Consider the following 14,005-nt stretch of genomic DNA (forward strand, 5'->3'; position numbering starts at 1 on the left):
TGGACCGACACGGAAAACGCTCAGCAGCGGTCGGCGGGCGTGACTGTCTCCGCCGAGTGCGAGACGCCGGGAGACGCCGCGACCGCAGCCGGTCGCCTCGTTCGGCAGCGAGAACAGGTCGCGAACCTCGCAGTCGGGATCGTCGGTCGGATCGAGTCGGTCGGCCGGTCGAACCGCCGTCGCGGTCCCCCGGTCCGCTATCGCGTCAATTATTAACTGGGAACATGTGGGTAGCCGACATGGATCGAATTTCGCTCGGCAACGACGAGTTCGAGGGTCGGAACAACGCCTACGTTCTCGCCGACGACGCCGCGGGCGAACTCGCGCTCGTCGACACCGGGATCGCGGTCGATCCGGTCCGGACGGACCTCCGCGACGGGCTGGCCAACCGCGGCTACGAGACCGCCGACATCGACGCCATCGTCCTCACGCACTTCCACGCCGACCACGCCGGCCTGGCCGGCGAGATTCAGGCCGAGAGCGGGGCCACGGTCTACGTCCACGAGGCTGACGCCCCACTCGTCGCCGGTGAAGAAGACGCCGTCGCGGCCGTCGAGGATCGTCGCCGCGAACTGCTCGCGGAGTGGGGCGTCCCCGAGGACGCCCGGCGGGCACTGCTCGCGTTCTTCGAGTCGGCCGAGATCGAGGGCCCGCCGGCCGAGACGACGCCCGTCGAGGACGGCGACATCCTCGCGGTCGGCGGCCACCGCCTCGAGACGGTCCACGCGCCGGGCCACGCGGCGGGGCTGTGCTGTTTCGAGATCGACGACGGCGACGAGGCCTTCGTCGGCGACGCCCTGCTGCCGGTGTACACACCCAACGTCGGCGGTGCGGACGTCCGGGTCGACCGCCCCCTCGAGAAGTACGTCGGGACGCTGGAACGACTCGTCGACCGCGACTACGACCGGGCCTGGCCCGGCCACCGCGACCCCATCGACGACCCGACCGCCCGCGCCGAGACCATCCTCGAGCACCACCGCGAGCGGGCGGCGACGATCGTCGAGTTCCTGGCCGACCACGGCCCGGCCGACGCCTGGACGGTCAGTTCTCACCTGTTCGGCGACCTCGAGGGGATCCACATCCTCCACGGCCCCGGCGAGGCCTACGCCCACCTCGATCACCTCCGCCACGAGGGGATCGTCGCGTTCGAGGACGGGAAGTACCGGCTCGAGCGGGAGCCGGACGCCACCGAACCGATCGTCTGATCCGAACTCTTCGGTCGGTTTCACGTAACCGCAACCTCCTGGAATCCGGCGAGATCGAACTCTCCGGCCTGAACGACGAGTATAGTAGCCGGTGAAACGATTCACACACCGATCGCAACGCTGTCGTGCGATCAGGTGTGCAATGACGTTCAGCGGCTACGATACGTCCGCGAGGCGTCCGTCGGCATCCACTGACCGAGCGGTTCGGTTCGAATTTTTCAGCCGGCTCGACGGAAAGCGCTAGCGCTGCCCGTCGGTCTCGAGGCCACCCTGAAGTGCCGCGACGGCGTCGCGAAAGTCGTCGGGGATCCGGGTCGGCTCCTCGGTCTCGGTGTCGACGGCGACCTGCGTGACGGTGCCGTCGACCAGGACCGCGTCGTCGCGTTCCCGTTTCGCCCGGTACTCGTACTCGAGACTCGAGGTCCCGATGTCGGCGACCCGGAGTTCGTTGACGATGACGTCCTCGAACTCCGCGCCGGCTCGGTAGTTCAACTCGGTGTTGACGACGTGGATCTGCCAGCCGTCCGCACGCATTTGCTCGTAGCCGTAGTCGATCGCGCGGAAGAACGCGGAGACGGCCTCGTCCTGAAACGTGAAGTACTCCCCGTAGAAGACGATTCCCTGCTGGTCGGTCTCGGCGAACCGAACGCGGTTCTCGAAGACCGACTGGAACGCGGGGCCGTCCGCCGCTCGCTCTTCGGTCTCCGTGTCGTTTGCTCCCATACCGGCAACGCCGCCGCGACGGGCAAAACCGTACCGGCCACGGCAAAGTGCCACAGGCGGGGATCGCGAGCCCGTTACAGTCCCTCCCGCATCGCCTCGAGGTCCTCGGCCGCGTGGCCACAGACGATCCGCGCGTCGTGGCGTCGTTCGAGGTCCTCGAGCGTCCGCAGGCTCTCGAGCCAGTCGCGCTTGCTCCAGAGGAGGTAGCCGCCCATGGGGAGTCCGTACTCGTAGTTGGCCCGCGTGTAGGCCTGATCGCCGGCGAGGATCACCGTGCCAGTGTCGTCGAGGTCGAGTTTGACTCCGAGGAGGCCGGGCGTGTGGCCCGGCAGGTGGAGCAATTCGAGGCCGTCGAAGAGCTGCCGCCGGTCGCGGTGGACGATCTCCCACGCGAGGTCCCGATCGAAGTCGCCGCGGACGTAGGCGTCGTCGCCCTCGTCGGTCGTGACGCTGTAGTAAGCGTGTTTCAGTTCGTCCTCGTGAGCGACGATCGGGGTGTCGGTCCCCTCGAAGGCGTAGAGGCCGCCGGCGTGGTCCAGATGGAGGTGGGTCTGGATCACGTAATCGACGTCGTCGACCGCGTAGCCGGCGTCGGCGAGGTCGTCCTCGAGCGGCCGCAGCCCGGTGTGTTCGAAGGTCGCATAGAGGTCGTCGGGCCAGTGGCCGTCGGCGGCCGCGGGATGGGAGCCGGTGTCCCAGAGGATCGTCCCCTCGGGATGCTCGATAATGACGTTGTAGACCGGGCCCTCGCCCATCATCGTCTCGGGATCGGGGTCGTTCGCGGTCCCCCGGACGTAACCCTCCACAGCGTTGTTGACATCGCTGGTGACTGTCCCGCGATCGATCGGCGTCAGCGTCGCGTCGACCATGGCGACGACACGACCGCCCGACTCATATTCGTGTGGGAAGCGGTGACGAACACCGTCGTCCGGGGTCGGAACCCGACTCGAGGGCCGCTCGCGCCCCGCTGTGAATGCGTGCCGATTGCCTATCCGTCGGGGCGCCGTATCCGACACATGGTCAAGCTCTCGACGCTCGTCGTCCTCGCCGGCGCGGTGCTGCTCGTCTTCCCGATTCCGCCGATCGCCAGCGCCTTCGGCGGGGTCGCCGTCATCGCCATCGGGCTCGCGCTTCGATTGCTGACGGACAAGTGACAAGCGGTGCGCGCTGGACGCTCGCCGGCGGCCCGATCGCCTGCACTGTTGGGTCGATTATTTTATTGATCGGCGATCGAGTATCGGCCATGCGCTCGACTCCGCAGGTAGCCGTCGCCGGCGGTGGGCTGGCCGGGCTCGTCGCCGCCCGTCATCTCGCCGCCGCCGGCGCGGACGTGACGCTGTTCGAACGCCGCGAGACGACCGGGGGTCGCGTCCGAACCCTCGAGCGGGACGGCTTTCGGTTCGACCGGGGCTTTCAGGTCTGCTTTACCGCCTATCCCGCCGTCCGACGCGAACTCGATTGCGGGGAACTGGCGCTCCGTCGGTTCGCGCCGGGAGCGACGATCGCCGGCCCCGACGGGCTGTCGACGCTCGCGGACCCGCTCCGGGAACCGAAGACGATTCCGGCGACGCTGTCGAATCCGTACGTCTCGGTCGGCGACGCGCTCCGGGTGGCCCGACTCTGGCTTCGGCTCCGGCGGACCGATCCGGACGACATCTTCGACCGAGACGACGAGCGGATCGACGACTTCCTCCGTAGTCGGGGGTTCTCCGAGCGGTTCATCGAGGGCTTCGTCGCGCCGTTCTACGGCGGAATCACGCTCGACCGCTCGCTTTCGACCTCGCGGCGCGTCTTCGAGTACACGTTCCGGACCCTCGCGGCGGGCGAGACGGTGGTCCCGGCCGCCGGCATGGAAGCGATCCCCTCGCAACTGGCCGCCCGGGTCCGCGAGGCCGGCGGAACGATCCGAACGGACGTCACGGTCGAGTCGGTCGCGGCCGGCGGCGGAGACGCTGGCGATCCCGCGAGTTCCGTCGCGGTCGAAACCGACGCGGAACCACTCGAGGCCGACGCGGTCGTCGTCGCGACCGATCCGCCGACGGCGCGGGAACTGACGGGGGTCGAGTCGATCCCTGTCGAGGCGCGGGGCTGTGTCACCCAGTACTACGCGCTGCCGGCGGGGACCGACCTGGGGACCGACCGGCGACTCCTGTTGAACGCGACCGGTCGGGGGCCGAACCACGTGGTCCCTCACAGCGCGGTCGCCCCCGAGTACGCGCCCGACGACGCGACGCTGATCAGCGCGACCTACCTCGGAGAGCAGACGGCGAGCGACGACGAACTGGCCGAACGGACCCGGCGCTCTCTCGAGTCGTGGTCTCCCGCACGCGGGTTCGACGATCTCGAGACGCTGCACACCGAGCGGATCCCGTTCGCGCAGTTCGATCAGCCGCCGGGAATCCACGACCGACTCCCCGACGCTCGCGACCCCGCGGGACCGGTCTATCTGGCCGGCGACTACACGCAGTGGTCCTCGATTCAGGGCGCGATGGAGAGTGGTCGACGGGCGGCCAAAGCAGTCATCGACGATCTGTCGGGTTGATCCGTCGGTCGACTCGAGCGCCGGCGAAGCTACCGCGGCCGAGCGCCCGCCGACCGTCCGGCCTGTCCTCTCGGGGGACAGTCACTCGACGGCCCAACGACTACGGCGCTCGGCGTCGTCTCCGTCGACAGGCATCCATGGCCATCGACGAACTCCTCGAGGGAGCCGAACTCACCGGACGACAGGCGGCGATCATCTTCTTTAGCTTTCTCCTCTTGATCGTGCTGGCCGCCGTGCTATTGATCGCGTTTAGCGACTTCTTCAGAAACCTCGTGGTCACCGTTCAGGCGGCCGTCGTCGTCCCCGCGGCCCGGTCGACTCGAGCGGCCGTCTCGAAACGAATGGGGTGACTACAGGAGTCGTCGGCACCGCCCGAGCGGCGGGAACCACAGCACCTCGTCCGTCGCGTCGTCCCTGACGGCGGGGTGGAAGGCGTCGGGGTCCCGGACCAGCGGCGACTGAAAGTCCCGACCGCGCATTCCGTTGACGGTCGCACCGGCCGCGAGCCGGGTAAACGCCGGGAGGACGATCACGTCCGCGCCCTCGTAACAGTTCGGTCCATAGAGGACGCAGGGAAGCTTGCGCCCCTCGACCGACAGCGCGGGGTGGTCGTGGCCGACGACGTACCGCTCGGCGCTTTCCTCGGGGCGTTCGTGGCCGTGACAGATCACCGTCTCGCCGTCCGCGGTCCGGTAGTCGGGGGTCGTCGTCCCCGAGAAGACCTCGCCGAGCATCGCGTCGTGGTTGCCCGGCGTGACGACCAGCTCCGCCCCGGCGTCCGCGACCGTCTCGACGACCGCCCCGAGGTCGCGCTCGAGTCCGCGGGGCAGCCGCGAGAACGAGTGGAGGAGATCGCCCGCGACGACGACCGTCTCCGGCGCGGTCGTCTCGAGTGCCGTTGCGAGCCGGTCGCGAACGTCGGCCCCGTCGTCGATCGGCGCGTCGACGCTCGAGTCGGCGGCCTTTCCCAGATGGACGTCCGCGAGGACGAGCGTTGCAGTCGCCGGGAGGAAGATCGCCCGATCGTGGACGGCGAACGGAACGTCGATCTCGACGTCGGGTGCGGTCATCGGTCCGGGTCGCCGTCGGAGCGGCGCTCACCGCCGTCGGCCCGCAGCTCCTGGCCGAGCGCGTCCGCGAGATCGTACTCCGTGCCGGTCAGGATGTAGAGGACGTCTTCCAGGGGCTCGAGGACCTCGGGGAGGATGCGGAGGACGAGGTACGTGATACCCAGCAAAGCGACGATCGACAGCGACTGGGCGATGAAGTTGTGGGCCACGATGTAGGAGGTGCGGTCGGCGGGTGCGCCCATGAACTCCGTCGCGATCGTGACGAAGAAATCCTGCTGGAACCAGCCCCACGGCGAGGCCAGCCCGATGAAGACGTTCCGGACGAGGTTGAGAAACCAGATAACCCCGACCGCCAGCGCCAAGGCGGGTACCTTCCGGCGAAGCGGCGCTTTGACGGCGGCGATGAGGCCACCGAAGATGGCCATGCTCCCGATGCCCGTACAGGCCGTGATGATGTAGGTCGTCCGGCCGGTTACCGTCTCCTCGGGATCGAAGGCGAAACGGCTCTGATAGCCGTTGGCTCCCTCCTCGAGACCGGGGCTGTGGCCGAGCAGTTCCATCCCGAAGTGGGTCTGGGAAGCGGTCGTCTCGATGAGCCACGTCTTGACGACCGGAATCGTCTCGACGGGCAGGTAGATCAGACCCATGAACGCGACGGCCTTCGAGAGCAAGAGTAGAGACCCCCGACCCCGAACCAACAGGTAGCCGGTATAGACACACAGCGGCAGCGCCGCCACCGCCAGTAGCGTCTCGATCGGGCTCTTGACCTCGAGGTAGTAGTGGGGGGCAAGCGTCAGCCAGAAGACGCCGAAGACGACCCAGGCACCCGCGGCGAGGTATCGAGCGGGGTCGACGGCACCGGACCACTGGAGGACCGCCGCGACGACGAACGCGCCGATCGCGGTCCAGGCGAGGGCGTCCGACAGGGGTACTGACCCGACACTCATCGAGAGTAACGCCGCGGGTCCCGTCAGGGGGTCGACGACCGCACCGGGGGCCGCGGTCGTCACTGAGAGGGCCGACATAGTCACGTAATCCCGAGGGACTCTCCCGCTATCAACTTGACGCCTCGCGGTCGCGATCACACCATACTCGGGCGAGACACGGCGGCCGACCGACGGCGCGACCGCGTACCTTTTTGCATCGCTCCCGCTAAGCATCGACATATGGTCGACGTCCTCGATAACAAGCGAGTCGCGACGCGGTTTCGGATCCTCGTCCAGATCGCGGAACGCCAGCCCGCGGTCAGTCAGGGGGAGATCGCCGGGGAAGTCGGCGTGACGAGTCAAGCCGTCAGCGAGTATATCCGCGAACTCGTCGACGACGGCCTCGTCGAGAAGGAAGGCCGGTCGCGGTATCGCGTCACCAACGAAGGCGTCGACTGGCTGTTCCGGACCGCCGACGACATCCGCCGGTTCGCGGACCACGTGACCGGCGACATCCTCGGGGCGATGAGCGAGGCCGCCTACATCGCGACCGACGACATCGAGGAGGGAGACACCGTCTCGCTGTCGGTCGAGAACGGCCTGCTCCACGCGACGCCCGGCGACGAGGGGCCGGCGACCGGCGTCGCGACCACGGACGCCGCGGCCGGCACCGACGTCGGCGTCACCAGCTTCGAGGGCGTCATGGACCTAGAGCCCGGTTCGGTGACCGTCCTGCAGGTGCCCGGCGTCCGGGCCGGCGGGAGCCGCGCGATCGAGTCCGACATCGTCGCCGACCGCTGTGCCGACGCCGACCTCGTCGTCGCCGCCGGGGTCGAGGCGATCGTCGCCTCTCGGGAGGCCGGGGCCGATCCGACGGTCACGTTCGCGGCCGGTGCCGTGGCCGCCGACGGGGCCAAGCGCGGCCTCGAGGTGACCGCCGTCGCCACGACCAACGAGGTCGGCCGAGTCACCGACGCGCTTCGCGACGCCGACGTCTCCTACGAAGTCCTCGAGGCATAGTCGCCGTCCACAGTCGTTCCCGATCCGTCTCCGCCCTCACTAACGGCGGTCGGTAACGTTCCGTCTCGCGAGAGGATACTCAAACGGGCTGGAGTCGTCCGACGTGGTCGACGCACTCGCGAACGCCGATCGACAGTACCGACTGGTGGTGCCCGTTCGCCAGTAGTCGTAGAAATCGATCGGGACGCGTCGCAGTCGCCTAGCCGATGTAACGCAGGTCGTCGTCGGTCGGCACGTCCATCCCCTGTTGCTGTTCCATTTCCTGGATCTTCCCGATAACGTCCTCCATCTCGTCGGCCCGCTCGTCCAGGGACTCGTAGTCGAGTTCGAAGCCGAGGACGTCCTCGAGGACCTCGAGGAGCGCCCGTGCGCTTTTGGGATCGACGAGGTAGCCGCTGGTCTCGCCCATCAGACAGGTGGCCTCGAAGCCCCGACGTTCGCCCAGCCCGAGCAGGAGTCCGGAGACGCCGACGATGCCCCCGGCCGGCTCGTCGTCGCGGAACTCGACGCCAGCGTCCTCGTGGGCCTCGAGCAACGACTCGTCGCTGACGGCCCCGACGACGGCGTACTCCTCGATGAGTTCGCCGGTCGGCACGCCGCCTAACGCGTAGACTTCGGTCGCGCCGAACGCCTCGGCGACGTCGAGGAAGGCGTCGGTCAGCGTGTAGTGGCCCGCGTTGCTCTGGGCCTGGTGATCGCCGGTTAGAAGCAGGAGATCACGGCCGTCGGGGACCTCGACGGCGTGGATCTCGGCACAGGTCAGTTCCGAGACGCCGTCCTCGACGCTGACCTGGGGCGGGAACTCGCGGGAGTAGATCCGTCGGACGAGCGTACTCTCGCCCTCGAGTTCCTCGAGTACGTGTTCGACAGCCAGCGTGCCGACGTGTCCGACCCCGGGCAACCCCTCGACGAGAACGGGGTCGTCCAGTTCGACCTCGGCGACCGCGTCGATCTCGAGTTCGTCCATACCCTACTCAGCGGTTGCGACGTTTAAGAGAGCGTCGGTACTCGCCATGGGGGTCTGCAGGGTCGAGCGGTGCCGGCGCGCTGTTTTCGGCGTCGGCACCGCACTCCGGACAGGTCGCAGAAAGCGTATACACCGGGCGATCGTGGACGTCTTGCCACGCCGAACACACCCGGATGTCCGATTTCATTCGTCCTCGGTGCGTCGTTCGCGGTGGTACTCGCCCGCGCCGCCCTCGCCCTCGATCGCGGCGATCGCCCGGTCAGCGCTCTCCTCGAGCTGGGACTCGGCGGTCTTGTAGTTGGGCGCTTGCACCTCGATGCGGTACTCGGGCGCGCCGACGTAGCTCACTTCGAGGTCGACCTCTTCGGGCACCTCGCCGTTGCCCTCGGCGGCCTCCAGCGCCTCGCGGATCCCGTCGACGCCGGACGGCGACGGGTTCTCGAGGTCGACATAGCCGGTAACGTTGACGTACGGCACCGAGACGTTCTCGCGAGCCGTGTCGACGATCGCCTCGATCTCGTCGTCGTCGAGGTCGGTGTCCTCGAGGGCCTCCTCGCCGTGGATGGCGGCCTGTTTGAAGCCGTCGTAGAGGCCGCCGTGGGCCGCGATCAGTTCGTTCGCGATCCCGGTGTAGACCTCGTCGTCGATCTCCTCGCCGAAGGCCAGCTCCATCCAGTTGTCGGCCTTCTGCTCGTTTTTCCACTCCTGAATCTTATCGGAGCGTTGGTGATCGTTGACGTCTTTCAGCGAGAGGTCGATCTGCTGGGAGCCCTCGTCGACGTCTAAGACCTTACAGACGACGATCTGTCCCTCGCGGACGTGATCGCGGACGTTCTTGATCCAGCCGCTGGCGACCTCGGAGATGTGGATCAGTCCGCGTTTCTCCTCGTACTCCTCGAGATCGACGAAGACGCCAAAGTCCTCGATCTCGTCGATCTTGCCGACGACGAGTTCGCCGGGGTCGGGCCAGCCGCTGTATTTCATCGTGACTCGACTGTCTCGACGATCTCGTGGTCGATCTCGGCGTTGCCGCCGGTCGGTCGGGCGAGCGTCGTGCCACAGACGGCACAGGCGACCTCCGTGGAGGCCTTGCCGAAGACGGTCTGTTCGTTCTCGCAGTCACTGCATCGGACGCTGTAGAAATTTCCTGCCATTGGTATCACTCCTGGAACTCGAGTCGGCCCGCGCGCCATCCCTCGCGGAGGTGGGCCTTGCCGCACTCGCTGCAGCGGTACTTGAGGTCGGTTTTCTTCGTGGGCTTTTCGCCGGCGGGCACCTTCGAGAAGCGACCGGAGTTCCCGATCGACGAGGAGTTACGCCGGGTGCGGCGAGCGTCCCATTTCATCCCCGAGGAACGGCCGGTTCGGGACTTCTCGACCTCGTGTTCGTGGTGTTCGTTGCAGTGCGGACAGTACGTATTGAAGCGGCGTGGCATCTGCATGGTTATCTCACTTGGCGTGGGCTAAGACACCGCTGTTTAAAACCCGTTTGGTTCGTCTCCGTCGTCGCCGGCCGGCGGTTCCGCGGCCGGTCGCCGTCGGGACGGCCTCGATCAGGGCCGACACCACCGCTCCGAAGCGTTTAATCGTCTCTCCTGTGAACGCTCGCGTATGAAACAGCTCATCATCCACGGCGATCCCGGCATTCGCAACGGGGCCATCGTTCGGTACGAGGGGGACGACGGGGAGTCCGAGGTGGTCTGTTTCGGGATCAACCGCAACGGCGAGTACCACGGTCCCGATCGGGTCCAGCTCTGGTGTACCGTCGGCAAGGAGGACGAGTACGAGGACTACGAGAAGCGAAACTTCACGCCGCATTTCCTCGACGTCGACCACGTCGACGCCGACGACGTCGAGGTGGTCCGGGCGAAAAGCGACCTGGCGGTCTGATCGGATCGGACGAACGCGTCCGCGGATCGTGTCGATCCGTTCGACGGAATCGGGGTGCACTCGAGTTGTCTCCGGTGGCTGTCAGTTTTGTGGCTCGATCGCAAAAGGGAAACCGTCGCCGTCGCCACTGGAGAGTACGCTCGAGAGTCCACGATGAGTGATTCCCTCGCAGAGGCCGTCCGAACGCGGGCTCGTGCCCTGCTCTCGACCGCGCGGTTCGGGCAGTTCGTCGGGGTCGGGGCGGTCGGTGCGACCGTCGACAACGTCGTGCTGATCCTGCTGGTCGAGGCCACGTTCCTCGGGCCGGTCGTCGCGAAGGTGCTGTCGTGGGAACTCGGGATCGCGGTCATCTTCGCGATCAACGAGCGATGGACCTTCTCGGAGTACGGGGAGGTCGGGCTGGGGCCGCTGGCGAGGCGGTTCCTGCGCTCGAACGTCGTCCGCTTTGGCGGCTTTCTCGTGACGCTCGCCGTGTTGACGCTTTTAGTCCGTCGCTACGCGATTTGGTACGTCATGGCGAACGTGGTCGGCATCGGCGTCGGCTTCTTCGTCAACTACACCTGTGAGAGTCTCTACACCTGGCAGGTCCATCAGGACTGACGGTAGAAACCCACATACGGCAACCGAATCACAACCCTTAACTAGCACACTCGGGTATGAACTGGTAGCGGGATGGGATAGCCAGGAGATTCCGGCGGGCTCATAACCCGCAGATCGGTAGTTCAAATCTACCTCCCGCTACTTTTCAGGGATTCAACGACGAACGACGAGCATGGCGAGGAGTGAGTCCTGAATCCCGGACAATACGACGAGTAGATTTGAACAAGAGAAGACGCACGCAGCGAACGAAGTGAGCGAGTACGTCTTCGCGTAGTTCAAATCTACCTCCCGCTATATTCTGACGCGAGCAAGTCCGCGAGCGTCGAGTATAGCACGGCGGTAGTTTGAACCAGACAGCACTCGAGCAAAGCGAGCGTGCTGGCGTGGTTGAATTCTCTCCCGTGAAAATGTTGCTGTGAACGAATCCGCGAGCGACGGGAATCACAGGACGAGCGCTCGACATCGAAAGCGTCGGTCCGACCACGGTTCGAACCGCTCCCGCGATGGCGGCTCGAGGCCGCGGTCGATGTCCCGTCTCCGCTCGAGACAGTCGAGAGGCGGGATCTACGAGTCCTCGGCGAGGTAATCGCGGAGCCGGCGACCCTGCGGGTAGGTGAACGTGACCGTCCCGTGGAGGACCGACGGCGTCGAGAGGGGGTCGACGGGAGCGAACCGCTGGAACCCCGACTCCGCGGGGAAATCGAAGTCGATGCGGTCGACGTCGGCCTCGTACAGTTCGCTGACGAAGGGAATCGGGAACTCGAGGAGTTCGTCGATCTGTGCGCGGCCCCCCGTCGGGTCCGGGAGCTGCCGGTGGGCGTAGTAGTGGAGGTGGCCGGTGAGCGTGTCGATTTGGTCGTCACCGACGCTCGCTTCGGCCTCGATGACGGGATCGCCGTCGACCGAGAGCGTCGAGACGAGTTCGCCGTCGTCTTCCGCCCACGCACACGAGCCGGGAAGGCTCGGTATACCGGCGTTCTCTCGGGTATACGCCTGCATCTGGGGCGAATCTGTCCAGTACCCGACCCAGAACCGGCCGGGAACCGGCAGTTCGCCCTGCGCGTCACTGACCGCGTGACTGTCGTGATCGGCGACTTCCACCGTCAGATAGGTCAGCGAGTACGGATCGAGGTGTGCGGTCTGTTCGGCCGACGGCACTCGATACATGTTCATCTGGACGAGCCCGTCCGGGTGGGGCTCGAGGCCGGGCGGCAGCGCCGCCTCGAGGACCTCGGGGTCGGCCTCGTAGCCGACGATGAGCATCCGCGCGTTCTTGATGAGCTGTGGCGGCGAAACGGTCGTTCCCTCGGGAATTCCGGAGGGGGAGTCGTGGTCGGTCATGCGTTCACCTGTTGGCGTCGACGCCTGCGTCCTCGGGTGTGAAGACCTCGGGGACGGGCTCCTCGCGGACGCCGCGGATGTCGTCGAGAACGGGCTTGAGGTAGGCCCGGAACAGCGCCGGGCGCTCGCTCATCGGGAAGTGACCGGTCGCTTTCATCTCGTGGGCGGTCGCTCCCTCGCCGATGGCGTCGGCGGCCTCGCGGGCGTCGGCGGGGTTGGTCAGGTAGTCGTACTCGCCGTTCATGAGGTACAGCCGGACCTGCGTGGCGTCGATCTCGGCGGCGGACTCGCTGTAGTCGTGATCCATGGAGTAGTAGTGAAGGTCGCCTTTGAGGACGCCGTTGGCCCCCTGTTCGTACAGGTAGAGCGTCTCACGGCGCGCCCACTCGGGGCCGTGGGGAGCCATTAGCCCCCACGTCGCGTGGGAGTTGACGTCGTTCGCGTTGACGTGTGGGTGATCGAGCCACTGGATGTAGAACCCGGGCGTGATCAGGCCTACCTCGAGGCCGATCAGCGCCCGGAACCGCTCGGGGTACCAGTCCGCGAGTTCGAGCGTGACCGTGCCGCCCATGCTCGAGCCGATGAAGACGGGCTCCTCGAGTTCCAGCGCGTCGGCGATGGTGACGATGGTGTCGGTGAACCGCTCGGCGGTGAGGTCGTACTGGTCGGCCCACCACGATTCGCTCGACGGCGGGACCGACTTCCCGTGGCGCGGCAAGTCGTACGCGATCACTCGGAAGTGGTCGGTGATCTCCGAATCGGTCAGCACGTGGCGCCACTGCTGGTTGTTACAGCCGGCCGTATGCTGACAGAGCAGTGGAATGCCGTCTTCCGGCCCGGCCGCCTCGTAGTAGATGCGGTGGTCGACGCCGTCGAGGTCGACGGTGACGTACTGACCCGTAATCGGCTCGTCCGTCGGTTCCTGCGGTCGATGTGACCCCTCGGTGCGTGGTTCGCCGCCGTTGTGGGTCGTCCGCATCAACTCGAGCGCGCGCTGGACCGACCGGAAGTTCTGGAAGATCGTCTTGTGATTGCCGACGAGGTCGAAATATCCCTCTTCGCCCTTGACCGCGGTCCGGTAGAAGGAGGCGAACACCTCGTTGTGGTGGGCCGCCGGAACCTCGCTGACGAACTCGTCCCACGCCTCGCGCGGCCCGACGACGCCGAACGACCACGCGTCGTCCAGGCCCGGCGGCCGGACGTCTCGCACCTCGCCGTCTTGCATCTCCAGCAGAAAGTGGTCGTCGCCGATGCCGACGACGAAGTTCTCGTCGAAGGCGTCGCGACCGTGCTGGGTCATCTCCGGGTCCGCGTTCACGACGTCCCGGTACTCGTTCCACCACTCCTCGCTGGCCAGTTCGGTCGGTGCCATGCTATGTCTGTTGTTCCCTACCCACATAGAGTAGTATGATACTGACCCACTATGTCCGAGCGGACACCCACGGGATCAGAAGCGAATCCGTGACGAGAGACGAAACGAACTGCCCTCGTGACCCACGCGGGTTCGGTCACCGGCCCGGATTTCGGCAGTGATCGTGTCGGTTCCGGTTCAGACGGCCTCCTGCCGGTCGCGGCCGAGCCGGGGGAACCGAAGCGAGCAGGCCGTCAGTAGAGGGTACACGGGAAAGGAGTCGCCGTGTCGCGTCGTTTTGAGAACGATTCGCTCGCGCGCGGACCCGAGCGCGAAAGTTCCGAACTGGCTGCGACCGGAGCGAAGACTGC

18 protein-coding genes and 1 tRNA gene are annotated in these 14,005 nt (G+C 66.6%); 8 read left to right on the forward strand and 11 right to left on the reverse strand.

What is annotated here, in order from left to right:
- The first annotated feature begins 239 nt into the window (after positions 1-239).
- Positions 240-1,205 (forward strand): MBL fold metallo-hydrolase, encoded by a 966-nt coding sequence (locus tag A6E15_RS12150; protein WP_076146544.1) that lies wholly within the window; start codon positions 240-242, stop codon positions 1,203-1,205.
- Positions 1,206-1,445: 240 nt separating this feature from the next.
- Here the strand turns inward: A6E15_RS12150 and A6E15_RS12155 are convergent, their stop codons facing one another.
- Positions 1,446-1,928 (reverse strand): acyl-CoA thioesterase, encoded by a 483-nt coding sequence (locus tag A6E15_RS12155; RefSeq protein WP_076146546.1) that lies wholly within the window; start codon positions 1,926-1,928, stop codon positions 1,446-1,448.
- Positions 1,929-2,002: 74 nt separating this feature from the next.
- A complete protein-coding gene (locus tag A6E15_RS12160; RefSeq protein ID WP_076146548.1) occupies positions 2,003-2,797 on the reverse strand; it encodes an N-acyl homoserine lactonase family protein in 795 nt (264 codons plus the stop codon).
- Positions 2,798-2,944: 147 nt separating this feature from the next.
- Between A6E15_RS12160 and A6E15_RS12165 the strand changes: the two genes are divergently transcribed.
- From A6E15_RS12165 to A6E15_RS12175, 3 genes are all read left to right on the forward strand, one after another.
- Positions 2,945-3,082, forward strand: a complete 138-nt coding sequence (locus tag A6E15_RS12165; protein ID WP_076146550.1) for a transporter — start codon at positions 2,945-2,947, stop codon at positions 3,080-3,082.
- Between the two features lie 89 nt (positions 3,083-3,171).
- Complete coding sequence (locus tag A6E15_RS12170; protein ID WP_076146552.1) at positions 3,172-4,470, forward strand: NAD(P)/FAD-dependent oxidoreductase; 1,299 nt, start codon at positions 3,172-3,174, stop codon at positions 4,468-4,470.
- Positions 4,471-4,607: 137 nt separating this feature from the next.
- A complete protein-coding gene (locus A6E15_RS12175) occupies positions 4,608-4,820 on the forward strand; it encodes a hypothetical protein (RefSeq protein ID WP_076146554.1) in 213 nt (70 codons plus the stop codon).
- On the opposite strand, the gene A6E15_RS12180 is transcribed toward A6E15_RS12175, so the two are convergent.
- Both A6E15_RS12180 and artA read right to left on the reverse strand, forming a co-directional pair.
- A complete protein-coding gene (locus tag A6E15_RS12180; protein ID WP_076146556.1) occupies positions 4,821-5,540 on the reverse strand; it encodes a metallophosphoesterase in 720 nt (239 codons plus the stop codon).
- A complete protein-coding gene (gene artA / locus A6E15_RS12185; RefSeq protein ID WP_076146558.1) occupies positions 5,537-6,565 on the reverse strand; it encodes an archaeosortase A in 1,029 nt (342 codons plus the stop codon). Before artA ends, A6E15_RS12180 begins: the two co-directional genes overlap by 4 nt.
- A gap of 141 nt (positions 6,566-6,706) precedes the next feature.
- Between artA and A6E15_RS12190 the strand changes: the two genes are divergently transcribed.
- Positions 6,707-7,486 carry a DUF7839 domain-containing protein gene (locus A6E15_RS12190; RefSeq protein WP_076146560.1) on the forward strand — a complete coding sequence of 260 codons (780 nt, stop codon included), beginning with the start codon at positions 6,707-6,709 and terminating at the stop codon, positions 7,484-7,486.
- A gap of 199 nt (positions 7,487-7,685) precedes the next feature.
- Here the strand turns inward: A6E15_RS12190 and A6E15_RS12195 are convergent, their stop codons facing one another.
- From A6E15_RS12195 to A6E15_RS12215, 5 genes are read right to left on the reverse strand one after another with little or no spacing between them, the layout of a single operon-like run.
- Positions 7,686-8,453: a proteasome assembly chaperone family protein gene (locus tag A6E15_RS12195; RefSeq protein ID WP_076146562.1), complete on the reverse strand. Its 768-nt coding sequence runs from the start codon at positions 8,451-8,453 to the stop codon at positions 7,686-7,688.
- A gap of 7 nt (positions 8,454-8,460) precedes the next feature.
- Positions 8,461-8,640, reverse strand: coding sequence for an RNA-protein complex protein Nop10 (locus A6E15_RS12200; protein ID WP_006649430.1), 180 nt, complete (start codon positions 8,638-8,640; stop codon positions 8,461-8,463).
- The gene (locus A6E15_RS12205) at positions 8,637-9,437 is read right to left on the reverse strand and encodes a translation initiation factor IF-2 subunit alpha (RefSeq protein WP_076146564.1); all 801 of its coding nucleotides are present in this window, start codon (positions 9,435-9,437) and stop codon (positions 8,637-8,639) included. The genes A6E15_RS12200 and A6E15_RS12205 overlap by 4 nt, the downstream gene beginning before the upstream one ends.
- Positions 9,434-9,607 (reverse strand): 30S ribosomal protein S27e, encoded by a 174-nt coding sequence (locus A6E15_RS12210; RefSeq protein ID WP_006181191.1) that lies wholly within the window; start codon positions 9,605-9,607, stop codon positions 9,434-9,436. Before A6E15_RS12210 ends, A6E15_RS12205 begins: the two co-directional genes overlap by 4 nt.
- A gap of 5 nt (positions 9,608-9,612) precedes the next feature.
- On the reverse strand, positions 9,613-9,894 hold the full coding sequence (locus A6E15_RS12215; protein WP_066300984.1) for a 50S ribosomal protein L44e: 282 nt from the start codon (positions 9,892-9,894) through the stop codon (positions 9,613-9,615).
- 169 nt (positions 9,895-10,063) lie between these two features.
- On the opposite strand from A6E15_RS12215, the gene A6E15_RS12220 reads away from it, so the two are divergent.
- The 3 genes from A6E15_RS12220 (at position 10,064) to A6E15_RS12230 (ending at position 11,083) form a co-directional block, all read left to right on the forward strand.
- Positions 10,064-10,342, forward strand: a complete 279-nt coding sequence (locus A6E15_RS12220) for an HAH_0734 family protein (protein ID WP_076146566.1) — start codon at positions 10,064-10,066, stop codon at positions 10,340-10,342.
- Between the two features lie 153 nt (positions 10,343-10,495).
- Entirely contained in the window at positions 10,496-10,942 is a 447-nt protein-coding gene (locus A6E15_RS12225; RefSeq protein WP_076146568.1) for a GtrA family protein, read from the forward strand.
- Positions 10,943-11,008: 66 nt separating this feature from the next.
- A tRNA-Met gene (locus A6E15_RS12230) sits at positions 11,009-11,083 on the forward strand.
- A gap of 423 nt (positions 11,084-11,506) precedes the next feature.
- On the opposite strand, the gene A6E15_RS12235 is transcribed toward A6E15_RS12230, so the two are convergent.
- Together A6E15_RS12235 and A6E15_RS12240 are read right to left on the reverse strand one after the other, a co-directional pair.
- A complete protein-coding gene (locus A6E15_RS12235; protein WP_076146570.1) occupies positions 11,507-12,283 on the reverse strand; it encodes an acetoacetate decarboxylase family protein in 777 nt (258 codons plus the stop codon).
- A 4-nt stretch (positions 12,284-12,287) separates the two neighbouring features.
- Positions 12,288-13,655 carry an alpha/beta fold hydrolase gene (locus A6E15_RS12240; RefSeq protein ID WP_076146572.1) on the reverse strand — a complete coding sequence of 456 codons (1,368 nt, stop codon included), beginning with the start codon at positions 13,653-13,655 and terminating at the stop codon, positions 12,288-12,290.
- Positions 13,656-14,005: the final 350 nt, after the last annotated feature.

The organism is Natrinema saccharevitans (assembly GCF_001953745.1).
Lineage (GTDB): Archaea > Halobacteriota > Halobacteria > Halobacteriales > Natrialbaceae > Natrinema > Natrinema saccharevitans.

Bases quoted from the DNA above. Each gene is read 5' to 3' on its own strand.
- A6E15_RS12150 (WP_076146544.1), top strand. From the start codon at position 240: ATGGATCGAATTTCGCTCGGCAACGACGAGTTCGAGGGTCGGAACAAC.
- A6E15_RS12155 (WP_076146546.1), bottom strand. From the start codon at position 1,928: ATGGGAGCAAACGACACGGAGACCGAAGAGCGAGCGGCGGACGGCCCC.
- A6E15_RS12160 (WP_076146548.1), bottom strand. From the start codon at position 2,797: ATGGTCGACGCGACGCTGACGCCGATCGATCGCGGGACAGTCACCAGC.
- A6E15_RS12165 (WP_076146550.1), top strand. From the start codon at position 2,945: ATGGTCAAGCTCTCGACGCTCGTCGTCCTCGCCGGCGCGGTGCTGCTC.
- A6E15_RS12170 (WP_076146552.1), top strand. From the start codon at position 3,172: ATGCGCTCGACTCCGCAGGTAGCCGTCGCCGGCGGTGGGCTGGCCGGG.
- A6E15_RS12175 (WP_076146554.1), top strand. From the start codon at position 4,608: ATGGCCATCGACGAACTCCTCGAGGGAGCCGAACTCACCGGACGACAG.
- A6E15_RS12180 (WP_076146556.1), bottom strand. From the start codon at position 5,540: ATGACCGCACCCGACGTCGAGATCGACGTTCCGTTCGCCGTCCACGAT.
- artA (WP_076146558.1), bottom strand. From the start codon at position 6,565: ATGTCGGCCCTCTCAGTGACGACCGCGGCCCCCGGTGCGGTCGTCGAC.
- A6E15_RS12190 (WP_076146560.1), top strand. From the start codon at position 6,707: ATGGTCGACGTCCTCGATAACAAGCGAGTCGCGACGCGGTTTCGGATC.
- A6E15_RS12195 (WP_076146562.1), bottom strand. From the start codon at position 8,453: ATGGACGAACTCGAGATCGACGCGGTCGCCGAGGTCGAACTGGACGAC.
- A6E15_RS12200 (WP_006649430.1), bottom strand. From the start codon at position 8,640: ATGAAATCGGACATCCGGGTGTGTTCGGCGTGGCAAGACGTCCACGAT.
- A6E15_RS12205 (WP_076146564.1), bottom strand. From the start codon at position 9,437: ATGAAATACAGCGGCTGGCCCGACCCCGGCGAACTCGTCGTCGGCAAG.
- A6E15_RS12210 (WP_006181191.1), bottom strand. From the start codon at position 9,607: ATGGCAGGAAATTTCTACAGCGTCCGATGCAGTGACTGCGAGAACGAA.
- A6E15_RS12215 (WP_066300984.1), bottom strand. From the start codon at position 9,894: ATGCAGATGCCACGCCGCTTCAATACGTACTGTCCGCACTGCAACGAA.
- A6E15_RS12220 (WP_076146566.1), top strand. From the start codon at position 10,064: ATGAAACAGCTCATCATCCACGGCGATCCCGGCATTCGCAACGGGGCC.
- A6E15_RS12225 (WP_076146568.1), top strand. From the start codon at position 10,496: ATGAGTGATTCCCTCGCAGAGGCCGTCCGAACGCGGGCTCGTGCCCTG.
- A6E15_RS12235 (WP_076146570.1), bottom strand. From the start codon at position 12,283: ATGACCGACCACGACTCCCCCTCCGGAATTCCCGAGGGAACGACCGTT.
- A6E15_RS12240 (WP_076146572.1), bottom strand. From the start codon at position 13,655: ATGGCACCGACCGAACTGGCCAGCGAGGAGTGGTGGAACGAGTACCGG.